We start from the raw sequence: 21,421 nt of genomic DNA on the forward strand, positions 1-21,421 counted from the left end.
CAATCAATGAAATATTTTCGATCAATCAATCAGTAAAAATCCACACAAGTTGTTCTTCATAATCTCTTAATGATCTTATTTTCACTTCGTCAGTGAAAATATAACGCAAAACTTTCTCTACAACTTAACCCTGTGAGCTAAGTTACTTAGTTGTTTCGCGTCGGGATGGGTGCATTCTAGGGGATTTCAAAATCTTTGCAAGCCCCAAATTAGAATATTTTTCACGTATGTATTTTTTTTCTACAAAAATGCTTGGTTTTTTAATTTTTTAGCTATTTTTTCATCAAATTTAAATAAAAACTCTCCTCTACAATGCAGAGAAGACTTTTTTTATCCATACTTTTATGGGTTCAAATCGGTCAAGTTTTGAAGACTGCAATCAACGATTGCCAATGTATATGATTCGTTTCATCTTACGACATCTAAAAAATTTTACATCTCAGTTAAAAATGCTTTTGCATTATCCAAAATAATATTCCTACATACGGCGTACATCTAGCATTGATTTCATGTCAGCTTGGTGGTTTTGTCCGTTAATTCAAAGTTGATGCTTAGCATTTGCATTACCGACTTCAAGTTGACAAACCTACTCTTCTATTCGGCAAGTTTAGATCGCGCCATCCACATGCACTACTTACAAGATGTTTTACCATATATAAGTAGCTTTGAAATTTGAATTAGGTCTTAAAGTTTTAAGAATATTTTTATAAAACAAAGAGAAGTAATCTTACATTTTACCTTTAGATATAAAATACAACAAAACTAGAGGCAAAAAAAAGAAAGAGATCTCTCCCAAAATCTCTCCCTCGGAGTTGAATCTATATGCGATCCATATATCGTTATTATAGTTATACGAAAAAAAAGAGTCCCTTGGGGAAGAGACTTGGAAATTGTGGAGCTATAGTTATAAGTACCCTCTAGATCTGTTTTGTACACTGTGTCTAGATGGATGAATCATATACATAACTGAGCAAAAATGCAAGCCACTTGGCAAAATTTAAGTGTTGTTTTTATAAGGTTTTTTTTGAATTTACTTATTTAAATAATTCATATACCCAACATAAAATAAAAGCAGGCCAATGCCTGCTTTTATTTTCAATTACTTAGCACACGATTAGTCGGTAAAAGTGACTTTGGCAATCGCTTTTTTGCCCGCCTGAATAATATGCGTTGCATTTTCCTTCACAGAAAAACCTGCATCTACAACATTCCAGTCCACTTTTACTGCACCACGTGCAACTGCATCTTTGGCTTGCGCTGCATTTTTAGTCAGGCCTGCTGCACGCACAATAGAAGCAATAAATAATTCACCGCCAAACTCAGCACGTGAAATGGTCACCTCAGGTGTACCTTCTGGTAATTCACCTTCGGTAATAATATTGCCCGCACCTTTATGGGCGTTTGCAGCAGCTTCCGCACCGTGGAAACGCTCAACCAACTCAAGCGCCAAAATCTTTTTGATTTCTTGAGGATTACGCCCTTCTGCCATTTCTTTCAACAATACGTCAATTTCATCCATTGACTTAAAGCTGAGTAATTCAAAATAGCGTTCTATCAGACTGTCTGGCATAGATAAGACTTTTTGATACATCGCACCCGGTGCATCAAACACGCCAATATAGTTGCCTAAAGATTTAGACATTTTATTGACGCCATCTAAACCTTCTAAAATTGGCACCGTGATACACACTTGCGCTTCTTGATCATAACGACCTTGTAAGGTACGTCCCATCAACAAGTTAAAGGTCTGGTCTGTACCACCTAACTCCACATCGGCTTGTAAGGCCACCGAGTCATAACCTTGTACCAATGGATACAAAAATTCGTGAATCGCGATCGGTTGTTGGTTGTTATAACGCTTGGTGAAGTCATCACGTTCCAACATGCGTGCTACAGTCTGCTGCGATGCCAATTGGATTAAATCGGCTGCAGTTTTTGTAGCAAACCATTCAGAGTTAAACACCACTTTGGTTTTCTGAGGATCAAGAATTTTAAAAACCTGTTCTTGATAAGTTTTGGCATTTTCCAAAACTTTTTCACGTGACAACGGCGGACGAGTTGCACTTTTACCTGTTGGATCACCAATCATGGCCGTATAGTCGCCAATCAAGAAAAACACTTCGTGACCTAAGTCTTGGAATACTTTTAATTTATTGATTAATACCGTATGCCCCAAGTGTAAATCAGGTGCTGTCGGGTCAAAACCCGCCTTAATTTTTAAAGGACGATTCTCTTTTAATTTCTTCAGAAGATCTTCTTCAGAAATAATTTCATGCGTGCCTCGTTGAATGAGAGCAAGTTGTTCTTCAGCCGGCAGGAAATTTGACATCACGAAATCCAAACACATCAGTTATTCAATTTGTGCGATATACTAACACTTTTTCAGCATATTGCAGGCTATAGAATAACCATGACAGCGATCTATATTGGGGTAATGACGGGCACAAGCATGGATGGTGTCGATCTTGTTGCTGCTTCTTTTGATCCACTGCAACTCCACGCCACCCTAACTTTGCCGTTTGACCCTGATTTACGTGATGAACTCATGGCACTGACTTTGCCTGATGACAATGAAATTGACCGCATGGGCAAGGCCGATGTAGCTTTGGCCACCATGATTGGTCATGGCATTAATAGTCTGATCGAAAAAAATAAACTAGATAAATCTCAAATTAAAGCGATTGGCTCACATGGTCAAACGATTCGTCATCGTCCCGAACATGGCTTTACCTTGCAAATTGGTGACCCCAATATCATCACCGAAATCACACAAATTCCTGTAATTTCAGATTTTCGTCGTCGTGATATGGCCGCAGGTGGACAAGGTGCACCTTTAGTACCAGCATTCCATCAAAACTTATTTCAACATTCGAGTATTCATCGGGTTATTTTAAATTTAGGCGGTATTGCCAATGTCAGCTTATTACCTGCGGGGCAGCCTGAAGCAGTATCTGGTTTTGATACAGGGCCTGCCAATATTTTAATGGATGCTTGGTGTGAGCGTTATACAGGTCAGCCGTATGATGAAAATGGCAACTGGGCTGCTTATGGACACCCGATTCGCAGCTTACTAGATCGATTGCAAGCGCATGCATTTTTCTCTAAAGAACCGCCAAAAAGTACGGGGCGCGAAGACTTTAATTTAGAATGGCTAGATGAGCAAATTGCAGATTGGCGCAATGATGTGGAATATGACGAACTCGAAGATAATCCTGAAAACGTACAAGCGACTTTATTAAAGCTGACCACACGTGCCATTAAAAAAGCCATTTACCGTTCTGGCATGGATACAGGCGAAGTCTACGTCTGCGGTGGTGGTGCTTATAACTCCTACCTATTGGAACAGTTACGCTGGCGTTTGCGAAAACATCAGTGGACTGTGCAAAGCACAGCCGATTTAGGTTTGAACCCAACTTGGGTAGAAGCGACGGCGTTTGCTTGGTTAGCGATGCGTTTTTGCCAACAGTTAAGTGGTAATTTACCTGCTGTGACTGGGGCAAAAGGTGATCGCATTTTAGGTACCATGACCTTGGTTTAACTCCAAGCAGGAACAAAAAAGCCTTTCCTATTTCTGCACAGGAAAGGCTTTTTAATTTGTAGTACATCCATCCAGTTTTTAGATGGTTATACCTAAATAATTTTTAGATCACATTGGTTAGATTGAGAATGAAGAACCACAGCCACAGGTCGTGGTTGCATTCGGGTTTTGTACCACAAAACGTGAACCTTCTAAGCCTTCAATATAATCTACCACTGAACCCACTAAATATTGATAGCTGAGTGAATCGACCAGCATTTTTACATCGCCATTCACAAATTCTGCATCATCTTCATTTTGGCTTTCTGCAAAGTTAAAACCATAAGAAAATCCTGAACAGCCCCCACCTGTGACATAGACACGTAGCATTAAGTCTTGATTACCTTCGCTATCACGCAATTGGCGAACTTTTTTAGCAGCGTTATCGGTCAGCTCAAGTGCTTGGGCATTCATGATGGATTCCTCAGATACAATTCAGATGTCTTTTTCGCAAAAAGACCACTATTCAAGTATAGCATACTCAATATTGGGACTGTGATGCAGAATTAAAGTGAATTCTGAGTAATTATCTCAAGATTATCGAATCATTTATAATTTTCATCCTGCAAACCACATTCGAAATTGGTTGGCGCTTCTTTACAGCGGAATTGCCACAATAATTTCATCATGCGCTTGTCATAGACTCCACGTTTGGTCAAATCAATCCGCGATTCACGCATCATTTTTTGATAACCTGGTTGATCTGCTGCAGGCACTTGCATCCAATATTTGGCAGGAATATCGGCTTTCATTTTTCCTAAAATACCAAAGGCACGTGGTAATTGGCCTTTAACCCATTCACGTGATTTTTGCCCAAAACCTGCAGGGAATTTATCTGGGCGAATAATAATATTACCCGTCACCTGTAAAATTGGATAATTCACAATTGCGCCTTTGCTGCCTAAACCTTTATGTAACTCTAAAGGACGGAAAACTGCGGCTGGTGCGCCAATAATATCGACCTGACCATTGTTAAATTTACTGCCAAAATTGGTAACATCGGCACTAACTGCTTGCGCACCAATTTGCTGTACCATGATTTTTTGCGCTTGGTCGTAATCTAAAACTGCAATTTTTTTGCCTGCAGCTTTGGCCACGCTATTAATGCTGCGGTCATTCACCATCAAAAAGGCATCACCCACTGGAATTACACCAGCCACTTCATACTGACCATTGCGCATATATTTGGCAAATGCAGGACTGGCCAACCCTTGCATGACTTTTACTGCAAGTTTTAAATCAGGAATAGCACCAATGGCATCCAATGAACCTGTAAAGTGGTTAAATTGGCGCCCACGCATACCTGTTACACTAATCGCATCACACTTACCTGCTTTAAAGTCTTCTGCGATAACCCCTTCGTTTTGACCAACACGTAATTCAATATTGGCACCCCAATTTTTTGCGGCCAATTGATAATCTTGCATTAGGTTGTAAACATCACCATTTTTTCCAACCAAATCAAATACACAAACCACTTGTTTGGCCTGTACGGCGCTGGCAGCCAGAGATATCCCCGCACCGAATAATAAAGCCTGCGTCCATTGTTTCATGCATATCTTCCTTATTTTTTGTTTTTCTAACGTTGTTGTTATCTATCTGACTTAAAGCAAATTTCAAGTCATCAACAACCGAGCAGTTGCTCGGTTGTTTACAGCTTCATTATTCACCACCAAGTGAACATTCAAAATTGGTTTTTTCGACAGAACAACGGGCACGTTTTAATACGCTCATCATGGCAGGGTCATAAATGCCACGCTTGGTCATATCCATACGTCCATCGCGCAGCATTTTTTGATATTTGGTTTTATCTTCTGCACTGAGGTTCATTTTATATTTGGCTGGAATTTCACCTTCCAAACGGTTAATCATGCGCATGGCTTTAGGTAAGTTTTTCACAAACCAATCACGTGATTTTTGACCAAAACCTGCAGGAAATTGTTCAGGACGAATCACAAAGTCAGCTGTCACTTGCAACACAGGGAAATTAAACATTGCCCCGTTATTGCCTAAACCTTTATAAATTTCTAAAGGTTTATAAGCATAAGCAGGCGCACCAACCATATCTACCTGACCATTATTGAACTTGGCCACAAAGTTAGACACATCTGAAATTACGGCTTGCGCACCAACACGCTGCACCATAATTTTTTGCGCATCGTCATAACCAAGTACTGCAAACTTTTTGCCTGCTGCTTTTTCAATAGAGGTAATATTTTTATCTCGCACAAAAATAAAAGCCGAACCTAAAGGTGAAATCCCTGCCACTTCATACTTTTTCCCACCTAAATTGGTGACCATTTTGGCTGCATTACGTTTATCTAGGGCAAAACTGATGGCACGCTGTGCAATAACATTACTTGGTGCGCCACCCAATGCATCAATTGAACCTGCAAATTTATTGTACTGACGGGCACGCATGGCGGTCATAAATACCCCATCACATTTACCTGCCTTAAAATCATTGTCTGCGACCGCTTCATCTTGACGCGGAATTAAATTAACTTCTGCACCCCAGCCTTTTGCAGCCAAGGCCCACTCTTGTGCCATTTGAAATGATTCACCAGACTTACCCAGTAAGTCAAAGACACACACATCTACTTTTGCTGCCTGCGCCTGCGCGCTGAAACCGATTGCAGCCAAAGTGGTAAGGGTTGCTAATGTTTTTTTCATTGTTACGATCCTTCTACACATTTTTTTATTTTTGAGTGTCCGTACACGGAATAAATATTAAGCAAGTTCAAATTAAAAAAATAGAGCATTTACTCAAATTTCATCTGTCAATTCTGTCAAAAATGGATTCAACTGTTCATACACCAATATCAAAATGAGATAATTCATTTAAATTTTAATAGTTTAAAATTCAGCATTAACTTTTCGCCGATTTAAGCTCTCCTGCTCTTGTTTACAAAGTCATAAAAAAACTGTGGCTATTTAGCTTGGCAAAAGCTGTTTTTTGTCTTTTTAAGCACTAAAAATTCAGGGCAGCATAAATAAAACCCTGCTTATTTTTATTTTCTTCTGGGCTTCTATTAGAATAGGCACACCTTTTGTTGTGACCAGTAAACACCATGATTCAACTTGACCAAGTTTCTTTACGCCGCGGTGGACGTGTTTTATTCCAAAAAGCGTCTATGCAAATCCATCCTGGCTGGAAAGTCGGTCTGACTGGTGTAAATGGTGCAGGAAAATCTAGTTTATTTGCCGCACTCTTGGGCAGTTTAACCCCCGATGAAGGTACACTGAGCCGTCCGCAAGGTTGGACTGTGGCGCACATGGCACAAGAAGTTAAAGCCTTGGACTTGCCTGCAATAGATTTTGTACTTTCAGGTGATGAGGAATACTGGAATATTCAACAACAATTAGAACAGCCTGAACAAATGGACAATGACCGCCTTGCGCATTTGCATGGTCGTTTTGATGAAATACATGGCTATACTGCCCCTGCCAAAGCAGCACAGTTGATGGCAGGTTTAGGCTTTATGGAACATCAAAATAACTTGCCTGTGAGTAGCTTTTCAGGTGGTTGGCGCATGCGCCTGAATTTGGCTCGCACCTTAATGAGCCGTTCAGAATTGCTGTTACTGGATGAACCCACCAACCACTTAGACCTAGATGCCATTTTATGGTTGGAAGACTGGCTCAAAGCCTATTCAGGAACCTTAGTGCTGATTTCACATGACCGCGATTTTTTAGATGCCATTACCGATCATATTTTACATATTGAAAATGGTGAACTGACTTTATATACCGGCAATTATTCTACTTTTGAAACTACCCGCAGTGAACGCTTGGCACAGCATCAACAAGCTTATGAAAAACAGCAAGAAACCCGCGCACATTTGCAAAAGTATATTGACCGTTTTAAAGCCAAAGCCACCAAAGCACGTCAGGCGCAAAGCCGTATCAAACAATTGGAACGCATGCAATTACTTGCCCCTGCGCATGTAGATACGCCATTTACCTTCAGTTTCCGTGAACCCACCAAAATGAGTTCACCTTTATTAACCTTGGAGCAGGTCAGTATTGGTTATGCAAATAAAGTCATTGCCAGTAAAATTAACCTACAAATCACTCCGACCAGCCGCATTGGTTTATTGGGGATGAATGGTGCGGGTAAATCGACCCTGATTAAATCCTTAGTTGGTGAATTGGCCTTATTGTCTGGTGCCCGTAAAGCGTCTGAATTGCTCAATATTGGTTATTTTGCACAGCATCAAATGGATGCTTTAGATGATAATGCCAGCCCAATGTTACAACTGGCACGTATTGCCGATCCTAAAATCAGTGAAGCCACTTTACGCTCTTTTTTAGGCAGCTTTGGCTTTAGCGGTGAACGCATGGATACCCCGTGTGAAAGTTTTTCGGGTGGTGAACGGGCGCGCTTGGCTTTGGCTTTAATTGTATGGCAACGCCCTAACGTACTGATTCTAGATGAACCAACCAACCATTTAGACTTAGATATGCGGCACGCCTTAACCATGGCGCTGCAAGACTATGAAGGTGCTGTGGTGTTGGTTTCACACGAACGTCAACTGATTGCCAGTGTTTGTGATGATCTACTTTTAGTACATGCAGGACAATGTACTGAATTTGAGGGGGATTTACAGGATTATGCCAACTGGTTGCGTCAAGCACGCGCAGACATGATCAAACAAGGCAGCACGGAGAGCAGTAACCCAAGCCCAGTAGCTGAAAAAACCAGTCCGAGTAAAATTGATAAAGAAGCGCAGCGTAAACTGGCAGCTCAACGCCGTGAGCAGACCCGCCCTTTACGTAAAAATATTGAAAAATACGAAGCTAAAATTGAAAAAATTCAACCACGTTTGAGCGAAATTGAAAACCTTTTGGCAGATACCGCCTTATATGAAGCATCACGTAAAGATGATTTACTTCAACTGATGAATGAGCAAAATGATCTTAAAGCAGCATTGGCAGAAGCAGAAGAACATATGCTTGAACTGATGATGGAACTTGAAGAACTCGAAAGTAGTTTTGAATAAGCCTGATTATTCAGACAATTAAGTATTAATCATCATCGCCTTTAGACTGTGTCTGTTATCCAACGCAGTGCTGAGGGCACAGACTTTTTATCCTTAATTGCTATCCTTTAATTTATCTTCACAATCAAAATATAAACGAAGCTAAAACCTTCGCTGCATGTGTTTAATTTATCTAATCAATCCACAGCTAAAGATTTAGCACAGACCAATCCCTGATGTTCCACAGCAAACTGCAATAAAAATTAAAATCAGATCGAGCAAGAAGCTAGGTGTTCAAATCATGCATTTTAAATTCAAAGCGCAACGTTTAAATTTAAAATCTTAGATTTAAATTCAAAGCCGATTCAAAAGTTACCCACAACCTAATTTGATATTCGTTTTTAAATTCAAAACCACTATTTTTTCTGCTTTTAGCTCAAATATACGATCAGCGAATTAAAAATTCAGTCCTAATTATCTAAAATTATCCACAAGCCATACGACTCATTAGGCACTGACTTTGGCTGCACAAAAACGTAATTCCTGAATTTTCCAGCCCTGTAAATAGCGCCAGATTTCTTGAATATAGCCCTGTTCATCCGCCAAACCAATCTGAATCCGACAGTTGACCTGCTCACGGTCAAATGCATATTCTTCAGAATCGACATTGGGTTTTTGTGGCTTCCATACCCCATTTTTAATTGCATGCTGAATTGTGGCATAACGTGTTTCACGATTTTCCACGCGCGATTCAGCCTCATAAATTACGCTAAAATCGTCATCTTCATACTGTGCGAGTGTTTCAACATTGCCCGTAAAAAAGGCGTTTAACCATGCGTCACGCGCTTGTTCTAATTGATTATCCATCTTGCTGCTTATCCTCTATTTTTATGTAAATTTGATTAGTTAAGGCTCAGCATGACAGAACAATAAGTCATTTTTATAAAAGATATTTGGATAAATCATGACAACAACAAAAGCCAAACACAAAAAAGCACTCCGTAGAGTGCTTTTTACAATGCATTGTCTTGGCGCTAATTAAGCATCAATATCTGCATTTAAGGCATTTTCTTCAATAAAGGCACGACGTGGTTCTACGTCATCGCCCATTAAGCAAGAGAACATGCGATCTGCTTCAATTGCATCATCAATGGTCACCTGCAACATATTACGGTTTTCAGGATCCATTGTGGTTTCCCAAAGCTGCTCAGCATTCATCTCACCTAGACCCTTATAGCGCTGAATCATCATGCCACGGCGTGAGTCTTGTAAAATGTGCTGCCACACCTGATGGAAAGTATTGACCGCAATTTTGCGTTCGCCTTTTTCCAAATAAGCGCCTTCTTCAAGCAATGTAAACCAGCTTTTTGAATTTTTCAGCAAACGTGCATATTCAGCTGAACCAAGTAACCCAGCATCTAACAAATATGCATGCGGTAAGTTGTGTACATAAACCGTGATTCTTGGCCAATAAGTTGCAGATTTTTGACCCTCTGCATCTTCTTTTTCAAACTGTTCAATGCTCAGTTCTGGACGCAAACTTGGCTGCAATTTTTCAATGCTGCTACGCAGTTGCTCACCCCATTGCTGCACATAAGCCTGATCTGCAGTCTGGTCAATTTTAAACGCCTCTAGCTCTAATAAACCATCCAACAAACTTGCAGGATAACGCAGGGTCAAGCGGCTCAGACTCTTTTGCGAAGTTTGATAATCTGCAATCACTTTCGCCAAAGCTTCACCACGAATGGCAGGCGCATCAGCACTCACATGCAATTCTAACTCATCAATGGCATTGGAAATCAGATAAGTTTCCAGTGCGTCGTTGTCTTTAATGTACTGTTCCTGTTTGCCCTTTTTGAGCTTATACAGCGGTGGCTGTGCAATATAAATATGACCACGCTCAACCAGTTCTGGCATTTGACGGAAGAAGAAAGTCAGTAACAAGGTACGAATGTGTGAACCATCCACGTCGGCATCGGTCATGATGATGATTTTGTGATAACGCAACTTGTCTGGGTTATATTCTTCACGGCCAATACCACAACCCAAAGCGGTAATTAAAGTTCCAACTTCAGCAGATGAAATCATCTTGTCAAAACGTGCACGTTCCACGTTGAGGATTTTACCTTTCAGAGGTAAAATCGCTTGCATCTTCCGGTTACGACCTTGTTTAGCCGAACCACCTGCCGAGTCACCCTCGACCAGATACAATTCAGATAAGGCAGGGTCTTTTTCCTGACAGTCCGCCAATTTACCTGGCAAACCTGCAATGTCCAACGCACTTTTACGACGTGTCATTTCGCGCGCTTTACGTGCCGCATCACGGGCACGTGCTGCATCAATAATTTTCCCTGCAATTGATTTTGCCGCTTGCGGGTTTTCCAATAAATATTCAGAGAAAGATTTATTCATGGCCTGCTCAACCGCAGGCTTAACTTCACTGGAAACCAGTTTTTCTTTGGTTTGCGAAGAGAATTTTGGATCTGGCACTTTTACCGAAACAATCGCAGTTAAGCCTTCACGCGCATCATCCCCCGACACCACGACTTTTTCCTTTTTCAGGATATTTTCACTTTCCATGTAGTTGTTTAAACCACGGGTCAGCGCAGCACGGAAGCCTGCCAAGTGTGTTCCACCATCTTTTTGCGGAATGTTATTGGTAAAGCAACGCACGTTTTCCTGATATGAATCATTCCACTGCAATGCCACTTCTACAGTAATACCGTTTTCAGCTTGCGAGGTGAAATGGAAAATTTCATTCAGGTGAGTTTTGCCTTGGTTGATATATTTAACGAACTCAGACAAACCACCTTCATAATCATAAATGTGTTCTAAATTTACACGCTCATCACGTAATACAATGCGCACACCCGCATTCAGGAAAGACAGTTCACGTAAGCGACGCGCCAAAATATCGACATTAAAAATGGTTTGGCTAAAAGTGTCAGCACTTGGCCAAAAACGCACTGTTGTACCCGAATCTGCGGTTTCACCCACCACTTTTAAAGGATATTGCGGGTCACCATGACGATATTCCTGTTGGTGAATTTGCCCTGCACGTTTAATCGTCAGTTCAAGTTTGCTCGATAGTGCGTTCACGACTGACACACCTACACCGTGTAAACCACCCGACACTTTATAACTGTTATCATCAAACTTACCTCCTGCGTGCAGAATAGTCAGAATAACTTCTGCAGCTGACACCCCTTCTTCAGGGTGAATATCGGTTGGAATACCACGTCCATTGTCAGATACGCTGACAGATTCATCTTCATGGATAGTCACCAAGATTTCATCACAATGGCCCGCCAAAGCTTCATCAATAGCGTTATCGACTACCTCGAACACCATGTGATGCAAGCCTGTACCATCATCTGTATCACCGATATACATGCCTGGACGTTTACGAACAGCATCTAGGCCACGCAATACTTTGATACTAGAGGAATCATAAGCCTTTTCATTGGTTTGTTCTGTAGTAGAGACAGATTGATCTTCTGAACTCATGGTTTCTCCCTAGTGAAAAATAGGTCTATCCAAAGATAAAAAATTATTGCTCAACAGCCTGCACCGTACCGTGATCGACCTGAAATAAGCGATAAGGAATCGACAACGCTTGTAAGTGTTGTTGCACGGATTGATGATCTAAAGTGGTAATAAAAACTTGACTACCCAATTGGCTTAATCGTTCAATTAAACGTTGTTGTGCGCTTAAATCTAATTCTGCTGTCAGATCATCTAATAATACCACAGTTTCCTTGTTGCACGCATGCAGCATTGCAATCTGTGAAAGTTTTAAGGCCATAATCAATAGCTTTTTCTGCCCACGTGACAGCACCACATCTGCATCGCCCATTGGGGTTTTTAGGCGTAAATCGGCACGGTGTGGGCCGTATTCGGTATAACGACGCTCTAGATCTTTTTGATGATAATTGCACAGATCATTCAGCAAGCCCGTATCGGTATGAAAGCCTGCGCTATATTCCAGACGAATCTCTAAATCTGGCAATAACTGCTGCAAGTCCTGAGCAAAAAACTGTTGCCATTGCTCCATAACACCAACCCGTTGCCGATGCAAAATCTCCCCATAATCACTGAGCATTTTGTTCCACGGCTCTAGATCAGACAGACTTAAATGACGTTGAGATTTGAGTAGGCTATTGCGTTGTTTTAAGGCACGGGAATAGTATTGCCATGCATGATAAAATTCTGGTTCCACGTGGAACATCAACCAGTCCAGCAACTGACGCCGTGGTTTGGCCCCATGGTCAATAATTTCGGTACTGAGTGGATCAATCAATTGCAAAGGTAAAATCTTAGCCAGCTGACCTTGGGTTGCAACAGGGTCACCATTGACTTTAATCAACTGCTCACCTGAAGCCATTTTTTGCATACCAATTTTTTCTGTCAAAGACTGGGCAAATACAATCGCATCTTGGCTGCTGTTCTGAATATAATTTTTTGGAATATGGGTACGAAAAGAGCGGCCTGTGGCAAGTAAATGAACCGCCTCTAAAATAGAAGTTTTTCCTGAGCCATTTTGCCCATAAAAGACATTAAACGGCTGCAACTCATGAAGTGCAACCGCTTTTAAGTTCCGAACACGCTCTATATGTAAACGCGTAATATGCATGATTCAGCTAAATTATTTTTTTGAATACACGACTCGCTTAAACACGCATTGGCATTACAACATAAGTTTGATCTTGATGCGCTGGGTCTTGTACCAATACTGACTGATTGGCTTCAGTCATGGTCATAGAAACATCATCACCATCTAATGCGCCCAAAACATCTAATAAATATTGCGCGTTAAAAGACATTTCTAACGGTGAGTCAGCATATTGAATCGCTAAATCTTCAATGGCTTCATCTTGTTCTGGGTTATTGGCGCGTAACTGCAAAGTGTCTGCACTAAAGTTCAGAAATACGCCACGTAATTTTTCATTACTTAAAATCGCAACACGCTGTAAAGACTGTTTAAAAACATCATGTGCAATCAGCACGTTTTTGTCGCCACCACGAGGAATCACACGACGATAATCTGGGAATTTACCATCAATCAGTTTTGTGGTGAAACGCACGGTAATATCCGCTTGTTCTTTGTCACGGCTTGGGGTACGAATGGTTACGTTTAACAATTCACGACCAATTAACAACGCCAATTGCTCATCTTCAATGCTAAGTAAACGTTGCAATTCAGCCACTGCCTTACGCGGCACAATTGCTTGAATTAACTGCGTAGCCGTAGAAGATGCCACCGTTTCACATAAAGCCAAACGGTGACCATCAGTAGTTACTGCACGTAATTGATTTTCGTCAATTTCTAGCAAAGTACCTGTTAAATAAAAACGAACATCTTGCACCGCCATGGCAAACGCAGTTTTTTCAAACAGGCGTTTTAATTCACGCTCGGTCACTGTCACTTGCGTGCCCTGAGCATTTTCAGTGGCCAATAACGGATAATCTTCTGCAGGCAAAGTGCCCAATACAAAGCGGCTATTGCCTGATTTTAAAATACAACGCTGATCTTCAGTGATTTGTAAATCAATTAAAGCTGCGCTTGGCAAAGATTTACAAATATCCATGAGTTTACGTGCAGGTACTGTGGTTTCCCCTGCTTGCAAACATGCACCTTCTGCCAATTGAGTACTAGCCACCAATTCAACTTCTAAGTCTGAACCTGTAATAGTGAGCGCTTGCTCTGTCACCTGTACTTTGACATTAGATAAAATATTTAAGGTATGGCGACGTTCAACCGCTCCTACGACATGTGACAGAACATTCAGTAAGCTTTCTTTCGCGATTTTTAAACGCACGGTGCATTCCTCTAACAACTGAAGATTGGAGAATAAAATAGATTTTTTAGCAGTGTACTATGCGGCAAAAGCTGCCGCATGGCAAGAACAGAATTTGAGCAAATTCGGTCAACTTTGCAACAAGCGTTGCAAGTTTTTATAGTCTTCGTTAAAGATCGGATCTTCTTCACGCAGGCTTTGTACTTTTTCGCAGGCATGCATCACGGTACTGTGATCACGCCCACCAAATGCCATACCAATTTCTGGGAAACTATCACCTGTGAGTTCACGCGCTAAGCCCATCGCCAACTGACGTGGACGTGCATAAATACGTGTACGTTTTGGCCCCACCAATTCTTTTAAAGGAATACGGAAATACTCACTCACCACACGCTGAATATTTTCTGTGCTGATGGTACGCGCACGAATTGCTAAAACGTCTTTTAAAGATTCACGAACCACATCTAGATCAATAGGTGTGCCTTTAAAACGTGAAATGGCGACGACTTTATTCAAGGCGCCCTCTAATTCACGAACATTCGCCACCACCTGTTGAGCAATAAATAAAGCACAATTACGTGGTAAATCTACTGCACTGCTTTCGGCTTTCTTTAATAAAATTTCAATACGGGTTTCAATATCGGGTGGTTCAACCCCTACAGACAAGCCCCAAGAAAAACGTGACACCAAACGAGCATCCAATTCAGTTAATTCTTTTGGATAACGGTCTGAGGTTAAAATAATCTGTTTAGATTCATCGAGTAATGCGTTAAAAGTATAGAAAAACTCGACCAAACTGGCTTCTTTACCAGCCAGTAAATGGATGTCATCGACCAACAATAAATCTAAAGAACGACAGTTTTTCTTGAATTCTTCAACTTTACCTTGCTGCAAAGAGCTGACAAAGTCCTGCACAAAACTTTCTGCAGTCATATACATGACCCGAGCATTGGGTTTGGCTTGCAACAAAGCATTACCCACTGCTTGCATTAAGTGGGTCTTACCCAAACCTGTAGGGCCATACAAAAATAACGGGTTATGCTGAGATGCCCCCAACTGGGTCAAAACCTTGCGACAGGTTTCCGCAGCCATTTGGTTAGAACGACCTTCTACAAACAAAGAAAAGGTGAATAACGGATTTAACTGGCGTTTACGACTCTTTGCAGAAGACTCTTCTTTTTCGCGCTTAGGTTTTGCAATAGGCACAGGCGCAGATTCCAGCGCAGCTGTAGTTGTAGCAGGTTGTTCACTGGCAGATAAAATTGCACCTGGACGTGAATCGACCAAAATTTCAACCTTACGCACCCGTCCTTCAGACAGTTGTTCGGCCAAAATAGCAATTAACTCAAGATGATGCTCTTGAATGTAGCGTGTCCAATAAGGATTAGGCGCATAAAGTTTTAATGTATCTTCAACTTCTTCTGCCACCAATGGGCGAATCCACATTGTAAAGACATTTCCAGAGAGCTCTTGTCGCAAGCGATTTAAGCAGTCCGTCCAAAGCATGTGAAACCCCTATTCAATCCATTTTAAATTTAAAACTTACCTAGACCGCCTGAGCGGGTCGCCATTCTAACCAAGTTATCCACATCTGTCATGACAAAATCAGCAAAATTGCTCAAAAAAGAAATCATCAAACCTGAATTTAAATTTATATCGTGGTGTGGATAAGCTTATCCGCAAGATGTGGATAAAATATAACATAAAGTTATCCACAAAGTATTAAAATTATAAAAACACAGATATCCACAATACATCTCATTGTTTTATTATATAAAAAGTGGCTTTCCCACAGAAAAATGCTGCCCTAATAGTAATAAATTTAAATTTATAAATTTGAATTTATTTATAAGAGCGCAAGCTGCTGTGGATAATTCAGCTATGGTTTAAATTTAAATTCAAAACAACAGCCATAAATTAAAAGCGAATAAACTTGTGGATAATTATGTGAATAATACTGTTAATAACTTATTAGTCAAACATAAACAAATATTTATCTTGTGTATATTTTAAAATTACCAAAAAAACTGAACACGCTGGCAAAAGTAAGTTGAATGAAAAATTAAGGCTTATTTAATAAGAAAACGTGTTTTTCATTGACAGCTCAAGCAATGAGCACTAAAATCGCGGACCTTTATAGAAAGATCATTTTTGGAGTTTCGATATGAAACGTACATTTCAACCATCTGAATTAAAGCGTAAGCGCGTTCATGGTTTCCGTGCTCGTATGGCTACTAAAGCTGGTCGTCAAGTATTAGCTCGCCGTCGTGCAAAAGGTCGTCACAGCTTAACTGTTTAATACAGTCACGCTGAACCGACTTTTGGGTGTTATGACAACACTTTATGGCTTCAGCACAGAGTTGAGATTACGCTGTGCTGCCGATTATAAAGGTGTGTTTGATGGTGCGCTTTTTAAAGTGCATCAACCCCATTTCTTATTTCTTGCAAAACATTCCGAACTGCCAAATAGCCGTTTGGGTCTTGTCGTTGCAAAAAAGAAAGTGCGTCGTGCACACGAACGAAATCGAGTAAAACGACTTGCTCGCGAAAGCTTTCGCTTGCATCAACAGCAATTAAATGACTTGGATATTGTGGTAATGCCCAAAGTTGGAATTGACACTGTATCTAATGCGGAATTGCATCAGCAATTACAATTTGCTTGGCAAAAGTTGCAACGTCTTGCCAAAAAGCATTCAAAAATAGCTCCCTCCCCACAAAAGTAGAGATGGCCAATGGTACGTTTACTGCATTGGTTGATACGTTTCTATCAGATCGCGATTAGTCCGTTATTGGGCCCGCGCTGTCGTTATATTCCAACTTGTTCTCAATATGCTTTGGAAGCAGTGCATAGCCATGGTGCTGTGGGTGGTGTGTGGCTGGCTACAAAACGTATTTGTCGTTGTCATCCGTGGGGTGGTTCAGGTTATGACCCAGTGCCGCCAAAAGTCATTCGTTTTATTTCATTTCAGCAAATAGATTCTCAAACGCATCACATTACTGTACCCTTTCGTGATCGTTTATTGAACCAAAAATCACTCTAACCACTTGGGGTAATAGATATGCAACAATGGGCCAGGTTTGCAATTCTCGGGGCCATGTTTGTCGTCGCATATTTGCTCATTTTGGCGTGGCAAAAAGATTATGGAAATGCTGAAACAGCACCGCAGCAACAAACTGCCGTTGTTTCACATGAAGTGTCTGCAGATTTGCCGAATGGCCAAACGGCTACAGCAGCTTCTGATGTACCGCAAGCAAATATTCCTGCACAGCAAACAACCGATGCCACAGCACCTGTAAGTCAGCAGCTTATTTCAGTACAAACTGACCTTTATCATCTTTGGATTAATCCTAAAGGTGGTGATATTGTTCGTGTTGAATTACTCAATCATGACAAGAATAAAGACAGTGACGATCCTTTCGTGATGCTGGAAAGCGACGCTAAGCGCACTTATGTCGCGCAATCTGGGTTAATCGGGTTGAATGGTCCAGACAGTAGTCGTAATGGTCGTCCAAGCTATGAAATTGAAAAATCAAACTATAGCTTAGCCGATGCCAAAGCCAGCAAAAATAAAGCCGGTGAAACAGTTAAAACTTTAACTGTACCAATGGTGTATAAAACTGCAGATGGCGTTGAAATCATCAAGACCTTTAGTTTTACTGCGGGTGAATACCCTGTATTGGTCAATCACAAAGTGATTAACCGCAGCAAGCAAAACTGGCAAGGTCAGATGTTTGGTCAGATCAAACGTGACAATTCAGATGATCCTGGTAAGTCAGACCAAGGTATTTTTACTTTGGGAACGTTCCTGGGTGGTGCATGGGGTACGCCTGATGAGCACTACAACAAGCTGAAATTTGACAACTTCAATGAAGAAAAACTGAGTGTTGATGCAACAGGCGGTTGGGTGGCTGTGGTACAGCACTATTTCGTGAGTGCATGGGTGCCTGGTCAATTAAAACTGACACAAGCCGATGGTCAACCGTACGCTGCGAAACTGGAATCACGTAAGTCTACCGATGAAATGAACATCATTGGTTTTACTTCTCCAACCATTAACGTACCTGCTGGTACGGTGGCTGAAGTCGATGCGACGTTCTATTCTGGCCCAAAAATTCAGTCTGAATTGAAAGATTTAGCGACTGGTTTGAACCAAACTGTGGATTATGGCTGGTTATGGCCAATTGCTAAGCTATTGTTCGTTGGCTTGCAATTCTTCCATGGTTTAGTTGGGAACTGGGGCTGGTCGATTATTCTATTGACTATTTTAGTGAAACTGATTCTGTGGCCGTTGTCGTCTAAGAGCTATCGCTCTATGGCGAAAATGCGTGTGATTGCACCTGAAATGCAGCGCATGAAAGAAGAGTTTGGCGAAGACCGTATGCGTTTCTCGCAAGAAATGATGGCGCTGTACAAGCGTGAACAGGTCAACCCATTGTCTGGTTGCTTGCCATTGTTACTGCAAATGCCAATTTTCCTTGCTTTGTATTGGGTATTGATGGAATCGGTAGAGCTCCGTCATGCGCCATGGTTAGGTTGGATTCAGGACTTATCGGCAATGGATCCTTGGTTTATCCTGCCATTATTGATGGGTGTGACCATGTATGTTCAACAAATGTTGAATCCACAACCGACTGATCCAATGCAGGCTAAAATCTTCCGTGTGATGCCTGTTGTGTTCACCGTATTCTTATTGTTCTTCCCTGCAGGCTTGGTTCTGTACTGGATTGTCAACAACTTGATTACGATTTTACAGCAAAGCTTGATCAACAAAAGTGTTGAGAAAGACCGTGCCAAACGTGAGCAGGCAACTCCAGCCAATTAAGTGTGGCTGAGCAGCTGAATAAATCCGCTTAAGATGGTAATCTTAGGCGGATTTTTCTTTGCATATCTTTTAAAGTTCTAGGTGAATTTATGTATAACCGCAGCACCATTGCAGCAATTGCGACTCCGCCTGGCCGTGGTGGTGTGGGGGTAATCCGCCTGTCTGGCCCAAAATCCTATGCCATAGCTGAGGCTTTGACCGAAAAAACCTTGCCTAAAGCACGTTATGCAGGCTTTAGGCAGTTCTATGATGCGGCAGGTGAGGTCATGGATGAAGGCTTGGTGATTTGCTTTCCTAATCCAAACTCATTTACTGGTGAGGATGTGGTGGAATTACAGGGGCATGGTGGCCCTGTCATTCAAAATGCCCTGCTTGCACGTTTGCTTGAGCTAGGGGCAACGGCTGCTAAAGCGGGTGAATTTTCCATGCGTGCCTTTGAAAATGGCAAACTGGATTTGGTACAGGCTGAAGCGATAGCCGATTTAATTGATGCCACTTCACAAGCTGCAGCGCGTTCTGCTGTACGTTCTTTGCAGGGGGCATTTTCCACGAAAGTGAATACCGTGCTGGAAAAATTAATTCATTTGCGCCTGCACGTAGAAGCTGCCATTGATTTTCCCGAAGAGGAAATTGATTTTCTAGCCGATGGGAAAATTTTAAATTTGCTGGATGATGTTGCTGCTTCGGTGAGTGCCGTGCAGCAGTCTGCACGTCAAGGGCAATTGTTGCGTGAAGGTTTGCAGGTGGTGATTGCAGGTAAACCGAATGCAGGTAAATCATCTTTGCTGAATGCACTGGCAGGAATTGAACGTGCCATTGTGACGGATATTGCGGGTACTACACGTGACGTATTGCATGAAAAGATCAGCTTAAATGGTTTACCTATTACTTTGACCGATACCGCTGGTTTACGTGAAACAGGCGATATTGTTGAAAAAGAGGGTATCCGCCGTGCCATTAAAGAAATTGAACAGGCAGATTTATTGCTATTGGTTTATGATTTAAGCCAGCATGAAGATCCACTGCAATTGGCACAACACTATTTTGCTCAGCATATTGAGCCAAAGCGTTTAATGTTGATTGGCAATAAATGTGATTTAACTGGAGTCGCCGCTGAAATTTCAGATTTTAATGGCTTTAGGCATATTACGGTGTCGGCTAAACAGGAAACAGGTGTTCAGTCGCTCATAGAAGCGATTACAGCGCATGCAGGATTTCAGCCTGAAGAAGATACCTTTATTGCACGTACCCGCCATTTAGACGCAATGAAGCGCACTCAGCAGTATTTGGCAGAAGCACGTGAGCAGTTGGTGGTCTATCATGCAGGTGAGTTGGTAGCGGAGTCTTTACGTTTGGCGCAAAATGCATTGGGTGAAATTACAGGTGATTTCTCTGCCGATGATTTATTGGGTAGGATTTTTGGATCGTTCTGTATTGGAAAGTAGTTTCACTTTCCCGCAATTACTCTCTAGCCAACTATAAAAATTAGCATTAAGTTTTAGTAACTTAGTGCTTTTTTTATTTTCTCATATTTACTGCATACTGTTAAAAAATATCACTTTGAATATTATTTTAGTCTCCTATTCGTCACAAGCGATTGTTCAAATCACTTTGGTCTTTTTACCCCCAGCATTTAAAGCTATGATGGTGTAAATAATTAAAAAAATGACACTAAATTGAATGCTTAATGCCTAAGAGAAGCTCTTTGCAGGAGATTTTAAATGCTGGATGTGATGTATTTAAGAGAACTACTGATCACTTGGGTGCATTTTCTGCAACTTTCCCTAGAGTTTATCTCTGTGGTGTGTGTGGTTATTGGTTTAATTAAAACCTTAATTGTGTTGATCCAGTTAAAATCAGGCCGCACTGCGCGATATTGCTTTGGAGATTGGTTGGCAACCGCTTTAGAGTTTCAATTGGCTGCAGATATTCTGGCGACAACAGTCGATCCCGATTTAGACAGCCTGATTAAACTAGGTATCATTGCCGTGATTCGGACATTTTTAAACTATTTCTTGATTAAAGAGCTTGAGCATCAACCGAACAATGAAAAATAGCTGATTAAAGCAGGCGGCTGCTTGTAGCATATTTTTACTTAACCTGAGTTCGATATAAAAAAAGAGTAGAAAAAAAGCCCTGTTTTTGTAACATATTGGTTCTCAATACAAAATGTTATAAAACAAGGCTTCTCAATGGATCATATTACCGAATTATTTTGTATTTTGGATGATTTCTGCAAAA

At 41.2% G+C, this 21,421-nt stretch carries 16 protein-coding genes and 1 pseudogene; 8 read left to right on the forward strand and 9 right to left on the reverse strand.

Annotated elements, in window-relative coordinates:
* Positions 1-1,114: 1,114 nt before the first annotated feature.
* Complete coding sequence (gene tyrS, locus HHA42_RS10745) at positions 1,115-2,347, reverse strand: tyrosine--tRNA ligase (protein WP_168418748.1); 1,233 nt, start codon at positions 2,345-2,347, stop codon at positions 1,115-1,117.
* Positions 2,348-2,410: 63 nt separating this feature from the next.
* Between tyrS and HHA42_RS10750 the strand changes: the two genes are divergently transcribed.
* Complete coding sequence (locus tag HHA42_RS10750) at positions 2,411-3,538, forward strand: anhydro-N-acetylmuramic acid kinase (RefSeq protein ID WP_168526448.1); 1,128 nt, start codon at positions 2,411-2,413, stop codon at positions 3,536-3,538.
* Positions 3,539-3,655: 117 nt separating this feature from the next.
* Here the strand turns inward: HHA42_RS10750 and erpA are convergent, their stop codons facing one another.
* The 3 genes from erpA to HHA42_RS10765 form a co-directional block, all read right to left on the reverse strand.
* On the reverse strand, positions 3,656-3,991 hold the full coding sequence (gene erpA, locus HHA42_RS10755; RefSeq protein ID WP_004969742.1) for an iron-sulfur cluster insertion protein ErpA: 336 nt from the start codon (positions 3,989-3,991) through the stop codon (positions 3,656-3,658).
* A gap of 131 nt (positions 3,992-4,122) precedes the next feature.
* A complete protein-coding gene (locus HHA42_RS10760; protein ID WP_168526450.1) occupies positions 4,123-5,130 on the reverse strand; it encodes a putative solute-binding protein in 1,008 nt (335 codons plus the stop codon).
* Positions 5,131-5,239: 109 nt separating this feature from the next.
* Positions 5,240-6,250: a putative solute-binding protein gene (locus HHA42_RS10765; RefSeq protein WP_168526452.1), complete on the reverse strand. Its 1,011-nt coding sequence runs from the start codon at positions 6,248-6,250 to the stop codon at positions 5,240-5,242.
* 398 nt (positions 6,251-6,648) lie between these two features.
* Here HHA42_RS10765 and HHA42_RS10770 point away from each other — a divergent pair, with 398 nt between their 5' ends.
* Entirely contained in the window at positions 6,649-8,580 is a 1,932-nt protein-coding gene (locus HHA42_RS10770; protein ID WP_168526454.1) for an ATP-binding cassette domain-containing protein, read from the forward strand.
* Positions 8,581-9,066: 486 nt separating this feature from the next.
* On the opposite strand, the gene HHA42_RS10775 is transcribed toward HHA42_RS10770, so the two are convergent.
* The 5 genes from HHA42_RS10775 to dnaA form a co-directional block, all read right to left on the reverse strand.
* The gene (locus tag HHA42_RS10775) at positions 9,067-9,426 is read right to left on the reverse strand and encodes a hypothetical protein (RefSeq protein WP_168461461.1); all 360 of its coding nucleotides are present in this window, start codon (positions 9,424-9,426) and stop codon (positions 9,067-9,069) included.
* A gap of 171 nt (positions 9,427-9,597) precedes the next feature.
* Positions 9,598-12,066, reverse strand: a complete 2,469-nt coding sequence (gyrB, locus tag HHA42_RS10780) for a DNA topoisomerase (ATP-hydrolyzing) subunit B (RefSeq protein WP_168418741.1) — start codon at positions 12,064-12,066, stop codon at positions 9,598-9,600.
* Between the two features lie 43 nt (positions 12,067-12,109).
* Positions 12,110-13,192: a DNA replication/repair protein RecF gene (recF, locus tag HHA42_RS10785; protein WP_168418740.1), complete on the reverse strand. Its 1,083-nt coding sequence runs from the start codon at positions 13,190-13,192 to the stop codon at positions 12,110-12,112.
* Between the two features lie 37 nt (positions 13,193-13,229).
* The gene (dnaN, locus tag HHA42_RS10790; protein ID WP_168418739.1) at positions 13,230-14,378 is read right to left on the reverse strand and encodes a DNA polymerase III subunit beta; all 1,149 of its coding nucleotides are present in this window, start codon (positions 14,376-14,378) and stop codon (positions 13,230-13,232) included.
* A 108-nt stretch (positions 14,379-14,486) separates the two neighbouring features.
* Positions 14,487-15,863, reverse strand: a complete 1,377-nt coding sequence (dnaA, locus tag HHA42_RS10795) for a chromosomal replication initiator protein DnaA (protein WP_168418738.1) — start codon at positions 15,861-15,863, stop codon at positions 14,487-14,489.
* A 658-nt stretch (positions 15,864-16,521) separates the two neighbouring features.
* On the opposite strand from dnaA, the gene rpmH reads away from it, so the two are divergent.
* From rpmH to HHA42_RS10825, 6 genes and pseudogenes are all read left to right on the forward strand, one after another.
* Positions 16,522-16,656 carry a 50S ribosomal protein L34 gene (gene rpmH, locus HHA42_RS10800; protein WP_000831329.1) on the forward strand — a complete coding sequence of 45 codons (135 nt, stop codon included), beginning with the start codon at positions 16,522-16,524 and terminating at the stop codon, positions 16,654-16,656.
* Between the two features lie 31 nt (positions 16,657-16,687).
* On the forward strand, positions 16,688-17,080 hold the full coding sequence (gene rnpA / locus HHA42_RS10805; RefSeq protein ID WP_096902024.1) for a ribonuclease P protein component: 393 nt from the start codon (positions 16,688-16,690) through the stop codon (positions 17,078-17,080).
* Positions 17,081-17,089: 9 nt separating this feature from the next.
* Positions 17,090-17,411: pseudogene (gene yidD / locus HHA42_RS10810) on the forward strand (membrane protein insertion efficiency factor YidD).
* 5 nt (positions 17,412-17,416) lie between these two features.
* Positions 17,417-19,180, forward strand: coding sequence for a membrane protein insertase YidC (gene yidC / locus HHA42_RS10815; protein ID WP_168526458.1), 1,764 nt, complete (start codon positions 17,417-17,419; stop codon positions 19,178-19,180).
* An 89-nt stretch (positions 19,181-19,269) separates the two neighbouring features.
* Entirely contained in the window at positions 19,270-20,625 is a 1,356-nt protein-coding gene (gene mnmE, locus HHA42_RS10820) for a tRNA uridine-5-carboxymethylaminomethyl(34) synthesis GTPase MnmE (RefSeq protein WP_168526460.1), read from the forward strand.
* A gap of 276 nt (positions 20,626-20,901) precedes the next feature.
* The gene (locus HHA42_RS10825; protein ID WP_168461457.1) at positions 20,902-21,237 is read left to right on the forward strand and encodes a DUF1622 domain-containing protein; all 336 of its coding nucleotides are present in this window, start codon (positions 20,902-20,904) and stop codon (positions 21,235-21,237) included.
* Positions 21,238-21,421 lie beyond the last annotated feature (184 nt).

Origin of the sequence: Acinetobacter sp. A3, from assembly GCF_012371415.1 — a bacterium.
Lineage (GTDB): Bacteria > Pseudomonadota > Gammaproteobacteria > Pseudomonadales > Moraxellaceae > Acinetobacter.